Source organism: Micromonospora sp. MH33 (genome assembly GCF_003013775.1).
Classification (GTDB): Bacteria; Actinomycetota; Actinomycetes; order Mycobacteriales; family Micromonosporaceae; genus Micromonospora; species Micromonospora fulviviridis.
The window spans coordinates 1-6,118 of record NZ_MUYZ01000358.1; the positions used below are offsets into that span (position 1 = coordinate 1).

9 protein-coding genes and 1 pseudogene are annotated in these 6,118 nt (G+C 74.9%); 5 read left to right on the forward strand and 5 right to left on the reverse strand.

What is annotated here, in order from left to right; genetic code table 11:
* Positions 1 to 321 (reverse strand): annotated as a pseudogene (locus B0E53_RS32050) (hypothetical protein); the annotation flags it as partial.
* A gap of 40 nt (positions 322 to 361) precedes the next feature.
* Positions 362 to 880: an NUDIX domain-containing protein gene (locus B0E53_RS32055; protein ID WP_107079395.1), complete on the reverse strand. Its 519-nt coding sequence runs from the start codon at positions 878 to 880 to the stop codon at positions 362 to 364.
* 56 nt (positions 881 to 936) lie between these two features.
* Between B0E53_RS32055 and B0E53_RS32060 the strand changes: the two genes are divergently transcribed.
* Positions 937 to 1,485, forward strand: coding sequence for a hypothetical protein (locus tag B0E53_RS32060; protein WP_146167845.1), 549 nt, complete (start codon positions 937 to 939; stop codon positions 1,483 to 1,485).
* Positions 1,486 to 1,496: 11 nt separating this feature from the next.
* Here B0E53_RS32060 and B0E53_RS32065 read toward each other — a convergent pair whose 3' ends face one another.
* Complete coding sequence (locus tag B0E53_RS32065; RefSeq protein ID WP_107079402.1) at positions 1,497 to 1,919, reverse strand: OsmC family protein; 423 nt, start codon at positions 1,917 to 1,919, stop codon at positions 1,497 to 1,499.
* Positions 1,920 to 1,984: 65 nt separating this feature from the next.
* On the reverse strand, positions 1,985 to 2,587 hold the full coding sequence (locus tag B0E53_RS32070; protein WP_107079397.1) for a DUF4291 domain-containing protein: 603 nt from the start codon (positions 2,585 to 2,587) through the stop codon (positions 1,985 to 1,987).
* 96 nt (positions 2,588 to 2,683) lie between these two features.
* On the opposite strand from B0E53_RS32070, the gene B0E53_RS32075 reads away from it, so the two are divergent.
* The gene (locus tag B0E53_RS32075) at positions 2,684 to 3,178 is read left to right on the forward strand and encodes a type II toxin-antitoxin system PemK/MazF family toxin (RefSeq protein WP_107079398.1); all 495 of its coding nucleotides are present in this window, start codon (positions 2,684 to 2,686) and stop codon (positions 3,176 to 3,178) included.
* Between the two features lie 81 nt (positions 3,179 to 3,259).
* On the opposite strand, the gene B0E53_RS32080 is transcribed toward B0E53_RS32075, so the two are convergent.
* Complete coding sequence (locus B0E53_RS32080) at positions 3,260 to 3,895, reverse strand: GGDEF domain-containing protein (RefSeq protein WP_107079399.1); 636 nt, start codon at positions 3,893 to 3,895, stop codon at positions 3,260 to 3,262.
* Between the two features lie 254 nt (positions 3,896 to 4,149).
* Here B0E53_RS32080 and B0E53_RS32085 point away from each other — a divergent pair, with 254 nt between their 5' ends.
* The 3 genes from B0E53_RS32085 to B0E53_RS32095 form a co-directional block, all read left to right on the forward strand.
* A complete protein-coding gene (locus B0E53_RS32085; RefSeq protein ID WP_107079400.1) occupies positions 4,150 to 4,404 on the forward strand; it encodes a DUF397 domain-containing protein in 255 nt (84 codons plus the stop codon).
* 117 nt (positions 4,405 to 4,521) lie between these two features.
* The gene (locus tag B0E53_RS32090; RefSeq protein ID WP_107079401.1) at positions 4,522 to 5,409 is read left to right on the forward strand and encodes a helix-turn-helix transcriptional regulator; all 888 of its coding nucleotides are present in this window, start codon (positions 4,522 to 4,524) and stop codon (positions 5,407 to 5,409) included.
* 87 nt (positions 5,410 to 5,496) lie between these two features.
* A partial coding sequence (locus B0E53_RS32095) for a LacI family DNA-binding transcriptional regulator (protein WP_146167846.1) occupies positions 5,497 to 6,118 on the forward strand: 622 nt, incomplete at its 3' end.

A 6,118-nucleotide genomic window follows, 5' to 3' on the forward strand; every position in this document is an offset into this window, starting at 1 on the left:
GAACCGCTCGATCAGGCCGCCGGTGCCCTCCCGGGCCCAGGCGTCCAGCGTCGCCTGGTCGGGCAGCGGGCCGCGCTCGGTGCGCTCCGGCAGGCCGGCCCGCCAGGCGGCCAGCTGCTCGAACGGGGTCCGCTCCCACAGGGCGGTGGCCGCGGCGACCAGCGGCTCGGTGAGGGTGGCGCGGGCCTCGCCGGTGGCCGCCGGACCGGTCAGCGCGAGCAGCAGCCAGGCGCCCAGCGGCGAGGCGACGTGGTGGGCGTCGCCGGCGGCGCGGTGCAGCCGCTCGGCGTAGTGGGCCAGGGGTGCGTGGAGAGGATTCACCGCTCCACTGTGCCGGTCGGCGTCGCGTACGGCACGCCGGTCACGACCACAACTCGAACGGCTCGTCGATCTCCTCGCCGGCCAGGAACGCCGGCAGCAGCTCCGGCAGCCGCCCCGGATAGCAGCGCGGCCGGTCGGCGACCACCTCGGCCACCGGCCACCAGCGGAACCCGAAGTAGTCCTCGACCTCGTAGTCCAGCCGGTGCGCCTCGTCCACGTCCGGCCCGGGCCCGGGCAGCCGCACCGGCACCACCACCTCGTCCTGGAGGTGCCGCCGCTGCCGGTGCCGGAAACTGGCCCGCCGCCGCCAGGTCGGCGCGCCCACCTGGGCCGGCGCGACCACGATGCCGGTTTCCTCGCGCAGCTCCCGCACCGCCGCCTCCAGGTACGTCTCCCCGGGGTCGAGCCCGCCACCGGGCAGCTCCCACCAGGTGCCCAGCACGGGATGGTCCGGGTCGCGGGTGTGGAACAGCAGCACCCGGTCGGTGGCGTCCAGCACCACGAGCCGGACCGCCCGGCGCTCGAACAGCGGCAGGTCGCGGGGCAGCTCCGGTTCCACGGCATTCCCTCCGTCTCCGGCGGCGGCGACCGCTGGGCCCTGCGATGATGGCGATCATGTCGCAGCTCTTCGGCGAGGTGGCCGGCGCCTATCACGAGGCCCGCCCAGGCTATCCGGCCGAGATCGTCGCGGCGATCCGCGCCTACCACGGCGGAACGCCCGACCGCCTGGTCGAGGTGGGCGCCGGCACCGGCCTGGCCACCGGCACCCTGCTCGGCCTCGGCGCGCCCACGACCTGCGTCGAGCCGGACCATCGGATGGCCCGGGCGCTGGGCGAACGCTTCCCCCAGGTCGAGGTGGTGACGGCGGCGTTCGAGTCGGCCGACCCGCAACGGCAGGGCGACCTCCCCGACGGCTGGTTCCACGACGACATCGCCGGCAGCGGTCTGTTCACCGACGTCCGCGCGCCGCTCTTCTGCCGGGAACTGCCGCTGGACACCGCGGCCTACCTGCGGCTGGTCGGCACCTTCTCGCCGCAGCTGCGCCGCCCGCCCGCGCTGCGGGAGCGGGTGCTCACCGCGGTCGGCGCGGCGATCGACGGGTTCGGCGGCACCGTCGTCCTCGACCTGCGCACCACGCTCGTCCTGGCGCGCCGCCCCGCCTGACGCCGGTCCGGTCAGCCGGTGGTTCCCGCCACCTCGGTGTGCCGTAGTCGGACCGGGGTGCCCCGGCGCAGCGAGTTGGGGATCTCCGCGATGGCGTCCACCCGGGCGACGAGGTCCCGCAGCCGGGCGGCGGTCGCGTCGCCCTCGACCCGGACGTCGTAGCCGACCTCCGTCGACACCGCCGGGTCGCCGGTGAAGTCGCCGTGCACGGTCACCTCGACCCGGTGCAGGGTGATCCCGGCCGCCCGGGCCTCGCGGAACAGGTCGTTGGAGACGCAGCCGGCGACCGCCAGGTAGAGCAGCTGCCCGCCGTTGAAGCCGAGTCCGTCCCCGCCGCCGTCCGCCGGACGGTCCACCACCAGCGTGAACGGGCCCGCCGCGCCGATCGCCGCCGGCCGGCCCGGCAGGCTGCGCGTGCGTACCTCGAAGGTCATGCCGACCACCACCGTTCTCGACCAGGCGAGTCAACCATTCCGGGCCGGCCGGCGGCCTCGGCGCTTCAGTCCGAACCGGCGTCGGCCACCCGGGCCACCTCGGCCGGCAGCGGGTACGGCCGCTCGACCGGCAGCAGCGCGGTCGCGCCGGGCTCGTCGCCGGCGGTGAGGCGGGCGTGCACCGCCCGGGCCAGCGGCGTGACGTCGGTGAGGCCGACCAGCCATTCGTCGACGTAGCGGCGTACCGCCTCGCCGGCCAGTCCCACCTGCACCGACCGGTACGCCAGCGGGGCCAGCCGCAGCGATCGTTCCGGGTCCCACTGCACCCGCACCGGGCTGGTCCGCAGCTGCCGCCGCCAGCTCTCCCGGTCCGGGTGCCGTCGTGGGTCGTAGCCGCTCAGGCAGGCGTGCCCGAGCGCCCACTCGAAGCCCGCCCGGCTGATCTCCACGGCGAGCACCCGTTCCTGGCCGGGCTTGAGCGCCCAGCCGCAGCGGTACATCATCCACCGGAACGAGGGCTTGATCCACGTCATCCGCTCCCGCTTGAACGGCGGCACGAACCGGCCGGCGGCCAGCGCGGCGTCGGCGATCTCCGGCGGGTACGCCTGGTAGACGGTGATGGTGTCGGCGGTGAAGGCGGCCCGGATCTGGTGGTGGGGAACGGTCACCGGGGCATCGTCGCGGAGCGCCGGCCGGCGCGGCCACCGGTTTCCCCGCCTCTGCCGCCGCGCGCCCGTCCCGTGGCGGGGGATAGGCTGCCCGCCGTGGCAGGTCTGTTGAGGAACGTGGCGTCCCGGCTCGGCCGGATCACCGGGGGCACGGCCGCGCCCACCCGTACCGCCCGGCTGATCCCGGCCCAGGTGGCCCGGCGCCGCCAGGTCGCCGTGTTGCAGCGGCGAGAGTTGGCGTACGCGCCGGAGCTGGACGGGCAGGCCGACCCGGGGGAGATCGTCTGGACCTGGGTGCCGTACGAGGACGACCCCCGCCAGGGCAAGGACCGGCCGGTGCTGGTGGTGGGCCGCCAGAGCCGCACGCTGTTCGGGCTGATGCTGTCCAGCCAGAGCGACCGCGACGGCCAGCGGCACTGGCTGGCGCTGGGCCCGGGGGAGTGGGACCGGGACCAGAGGCCGAGCTGGGTCCGCCTGGACCGGGTGCTCACCATGCGCGAGGACAGCATCCGCCGCGAGGGTGCGGTGCTGGACCGGCGCCGGTTCGACCGGGTGGGGCAGGCGCTGCGCACGGGCTACGGCTGGCGCTGACCGGCGCCGGGTGGACCACCTGCTCGCGGCCCGGGTCGCGGTGCGCGACCCCGGTCGCCGGCGTGCTGACCGCCGGCCGGCTCAGCGCTCGGCGACGAGCTGGCGGGCCGCGCGGGCCGCGCCGACCGTCTTCGCCTGGTACATCGCCGCGTCGGCCCGGCACAGCGCGTCGGTGAGCTGGGTCGGGCCGTGCACCGGGGCGAGCCCGACCGAGGCGGTCACCCGGATGCTGCGGGCGCCCAGGGGGATCGGCGCGGCGAGCGCCTCGCAGAGCCGGCGGGTGGCGTGCTCGATCCAGCGCCGGTCCACCATCGGGCTGACCAGCAGGCCGGCGAACTCGTCGCCGCCCAGCCGGGCGACGAGGTTGTCCCCGGCGAACGCGGCCAGCCGCTGCGCAACACTGACCAGCACCTGGTCGCCCGCGGCGTGCCCGTAGCGGTCGTTGACCTGCTTGAAGTCGTCGAGGTCCAGCACGATCGCCACGAGTGGCTTGCCGGCGGCGTCGGTGAGCAGGGTGGCGGCCAGCCGGAAGAAGGCGCGTCGGTTGGGCAGCCCGGTGAGTGGGTCGTGGCTGGCCGCATGCCGCTCGGCCGCCAGCTCGGCCTGGAGCAGCTCGATCTCGGCCTCGGCGCGTACGGCCCGGCGGCGCAGTTGCCAGGCGGAGGCCAGGGCGCCGACCGCGGAGATGCCGGAGGCGACGGTCATCGGATCCGGCACGTGCCCTCCCTCACCGCAGTCCAGGGCCGCGCCGAACGGCGCCGGGCCGGGAATGTTCGCCCTGCTCGCAACCGGGATCCGGGTAACCGAGCGTGAACGTCCGGGTACACCGCACGTGCGTTATCATGCTCGGTGTCCATTGCAGATGCAATAGCAGATGCACGTGCATCTCCGTCTACAGTCGACAACACCCCGTCGCCACCCACCGCCCCTCCCCGCGGCATCGGCTGGCTCTTTCCGTGAAGGATGCCCCCATGCAGCAGCCCTCGAACGGCGTACCCACCAGTGAGCTACCGCCGGTGCGGTGGCTCAAGAGCCGGCGCAGCAACCCGAGCGGCAACTGCGTCGAGCTGGCCGAGCTGCCCGACGGCGGTGGCATCGCGGTACGCAACTCCCGGCACCCGGAGGGGCCGGCGCTCATCTACACGGTCGACGAGATCGCCGCGTTCGTGCTCGGCGCCCGCGACGGCGACTTCGACCACCTGATCGCCCGCCGGCCGTCCCGCTGACGGGACCGCGCATCCGCCGTCCGGGGGAGTGCATATCACTGTCGGTCCATGGCATGCTTACTCCTCGGCCGGGCTGGGGCGTCCGGTCCGGACAGTCTGCGTGCGAAGGACGGCCAGGTGACGACGGTGCCCGTCGAGGGAGGCCCGACCAGCGGCCCGACCGTGCTGCGCATGCTGCTCGGGGCGCAGCTGCGCCGGCTCCGGGAGGGCGCCGGGGTGAGCCGGGAGAGCGCGGGCTGGGAGATCCGCTCCTCCGAATCCAAGATCAGCCGGATGGAGCTCGGCCGGGTCGGTTTCAAGGAACGCGACGTCGCCGACCTGCTCACCCTCTACGGCGTCACCGCGCCCGACGAACGGGCGGCGCTGCTCAAGCTCGCCCGGGACGCGAACAGCCCCGGCTGGTGGCACCGCTACGGTGACGTGCTGCCCGGCTGGTTCCAGTCCTACCTGGGGCTCGAGGCCGCCGCCGCGCTGATCCGCACGTACGAGGTGCAGTTCGTCCCAGGCCTGCTCCAGACCCCTGCGTACGCCCGGGCGGTGATCCTGCTCGGCCACCGCGGCGCTCCGCCGGCGGAGGTCGACCGGCGGGTGAACCTGCGGATGGAACGCCAGGAACTGCTGCGCCGCAGCGACCCGCCGCAGCTCTGGGCGGTGCTCGACGAGGCCACCCTGCGCCGGCCCGTCGGTGGCCCCGAGGTGATGCGCCGTCAGTTCGACGCGCTGATCGAGGCGACCGCCGCACCGCACGTCCGGCTCCAGGTCGTCCCGTTCGACGCCGGCGGGCACGCCGCCGCCGGTGGCGCCTTCAGCATCCTGCGCTTCGGCGACCAGGACCTGCCGGACATCGTCTACATCGAACAGTTGACCAGCGCCGTCTACCTCGACCGGCGCGAGGACCTCGACTACTACGCGGGGGCCATGGACCGGCTGTGCGGGGAGGCCGCGCCGCCGGAACGCACCCCCGAGCTGCTGACCCGGATCCGGGACGAGCTCTACCCGGCCTGACCGCGCCGGTCTTCCGTTGACGCCGGGCGCTCGGTGGAGTAGCTTCTGAATCGATACAGTACTGGATCGATTCAGAGAGGCTGACCGGTGAAGCCGACCCTGCAGGACGTCGCGAACGCGGTGGGCGTGTCCCGCAGCACCGTCTCCAACGCCTACAGCCGGCCGGACCAGCTCTCCGCGGCGCTGCGGGCGAAGATCCTCGACGCCGCGCGCCGCCTCGGCTACCCGGGCCCCGACCCGACCGCCCGCTCGCTGCGCCGCGGCTTCGTCGGCGCGATCGGCGTCCTGTTCACCTCCGAGCTCTCCTACGCGTTCACCGACCCGTTCGCGGTGCGCTTCCTGGCCGGCGTCGGCCAGGTCGCCGAGCGGCACTCCACCAGCCTGCTGCTGGTGCCGCTGCCCAGCGACCGCGACCGGGCCCGGGCGGCCGTCGACAACGCCGCGGTCGACGGCTTCTGCGTCTACTGCGTCGGCGACGAGGAGTACGTGCTCGACGCGATCCGGGACCGCGGGCTGCCCCTCGTCACCACCGCCCCCAGCGCCGCGGGCCCGGCGGACCGCTACGTCGGCATCGACGAGCGGGCCGCTGCCCGGTCCGTCGCCGCCCACGTCGCCGGCCTCGGGCACCGGCGCGTGGCCCTGCTCGGCGACACCGTGCTGCCCGACGCGCCGTCCGGGCCCCTGCGGCTGGCGGATCCGCGCGACGCGC

What these genes read in the sequence shown, in the direction of transcription:
- B0E53_RS32060 (WP_146167845.1), top strand. Translation starts at nt 937, where the DNA reads ATGTCGCAGCTCTTCGGCGAGGTGGCCGGCGCCTATCACGAGGCCCGC.
- B0E53_RS32065 (WP_107079402.1), bottom strand. Translation starts at nt 1,919, where the DNA reads ATGACCTTCGAGGTACGCACGCGCAGCCTGCCGGGCCGGCCGGCGGCG.
- B0E53_RS32085 (WP_107079400.1), top strand. Translation starts at nt 4,150, where the DNA reads ATGCAGCAGCCCTCGAACGGCGTACCCACCAGTGAGCTACCGCCGGTG.